General features: G+C 68.6%; 2 protein-coding genes. Both read right to left on the minus strand.

Going from position 1 to position 1,799, the window contains the following annotated elements; translation table 11 throughout:
* Nucleotides 1-535 (minus strand): ThuA domain-containing protein (locus AOK11_RS28755; RefSeq protein ID WP_167353843.1); only part of this gene is annotated, 535 nt, incomplete at its 3' end.
* A gap of 17 nt (nt 536-552) precedes the next feature.
* A partial coding sequence (locus tag AOK11_RS28760; RefSeq protein ID WP_055596644.1) for a 3-keto-alpha-glucoside-1,2-lyase-like domain-containing protein occupies nt 553-1,799 on the minus strand: 1,247 nt, incomplete at its 5' end.

Below are 1,799 nucleotides of genomic sequence, written 5' to 3' on the forward strand. Positions count from 1 at the left end.
CGCGGTCCTCGACCTCGACGGTGGCGGACTGGATGGCCGGGTGGGAGTGGAAGAGAGCGCCGGCCAGTCCTTCGTAGAAGGGCCAGTCGTACTCGGTGTCGGCCGCCGCGTGGATGCCGACGTACCCGCCGCCCTCCTTGATGTACTGCTCGAAGGTGGCCTGCTGTGCGGTGCCGAGCACGTCACCGGTCGTGGAGAGGAAGACGACCGCCTCGTACCGGGCGAGATTTCCGGTGGTGAAGACCTGGGGGTCTTCGGACGCGTCCACGGTGAAGTTGTTGGCCGTACCAAGGGCTCGCAGTGCCGCGATGCCGTCGTCGATGGAGGAGTGCCGGAAGCCGGCGGTCCTGGAGAAGACCAGGACCTCGTAGGCGGGATCGGCAGCCGGAGCGGGCGCGGGGTGTGGGGCCGCCTCCGCTCGTGGGGACACGCTGGTCGGCTGGTCACCGACACCAGACGCGGCCATCGCCTGTGGTGTCATACAGAGCGCGATACCGGCGAACAGGCCGAGAGCCGCCTTGAGTCGAGTGTGCATCTACGGTCGCCTCCTTCCTACGGAAGAGTCCATTTCTGGTTGGGTCCGGTGTGGCAGGTCCACAGGTGGACGGGGGTGCCGTCGTTCCAGGTGCCGCCGGACGCGTCGAGGCATCTGGCGGACTGGGGGTTGCGGACCGTGCCGTCGGACTGGGGCGCCCATGTCTGCGCGCCGGTTCCGTTGCAGGTCCAGAGCTGAACCTTGGTGCCATCGGCGCTCGCGCCGCCGGAGACGTCGAGGCATTTGCCCAGGGCCCGGAAGGTACCGTCGCCGGCCAGGGTCCACGTCTGGGCGCCGCTTCCGTTGCAGGTCCACAGCTGGACCTTGGTACCGTCCGCGCTGCCGCCACCGTCCACGTCCAGACACTTGCCGTTGACTCCCTTGACCGAGCCCGACCGGGGGCCCGGCTGCGTGTCGCCCGATGTCTTGATCCGGACGTTGCGGAACGCGACGTCATCGCCGTCACCGTGGTTCTGGAGGCCGATGTGGCCCTGCTGGAGGCTGCGCGCGGGGTCGGTATTGGTGAAGTCGTTGATCTTGCGCCCGTTGAGGAAGATCTCCAGTCGTTCGCCGGTGACGCGGAGCTCGTAGGTGTTCCACTCGCCGGGCGGGTTCAGTGCGGCGTCACGTGCGGTGATGTCGGCGGACTTGAACCCGTACACGGCACCCGTGGTGCGGTCGACCGCGTCGGTCGCGTCGATCTGGATTTCATAGCCGTTGTTCACCGCAGACCAGGGGTCGTCGGAGGCGGGGAAGCCGATGAAGACGCCCGAGTTGTCATCGCCGGCGGCCTTCCAGTCGAGCTTGAGGGAGTAGTCGCCGGTGAACTCCTTGGCGGAGTACCAGAGCATCCCGAGCCCGCCGTACGAGGTGAGGGTGCTGTCGGCGAGGGTGAACCCGCCGGGACCGGCCTGTTTCCAGCCGGTCGTGGCGGAGCCGTCGAACAGGGGCGTGTAGCCGGTCTCGGGGCGGCAGTCCGCCTCGGTCATGCCGGCCGCCCAGCGGATGCCTCCGAGGAGATGCCGGCGGAACGCGGGCTCGGCGTAGGACTCGTCGGTGTGGCCGCCGCCGGTGTAGAAGGCCCGGCCGCCCTGGTAGTCCTTGCACCAGGCGATCGGGTGGTCGCCGGACATGTTCCCGCCCGAGTAGCTGGACTCGTCGAGGGAGGCCAGCACGTGGGCGGTGGTGCGGGGGTTGGTGCGGTAGTTGTACCACTCGTCGGTGCGCTGCCAGGTTGTGCCGAGATGGGCGGTGGCGTCGTGGG

The sequence above is a fragment of the Streptomyces hirsutus genome (assembly GCF_001418415.1).
GTDB classification, from domain to species: Bacteria; Actinomycetota; Actinomycetes; order Streptomycetales; family Streptomycetaceae; genus Streptomyces; species Streptomyces hirsutus.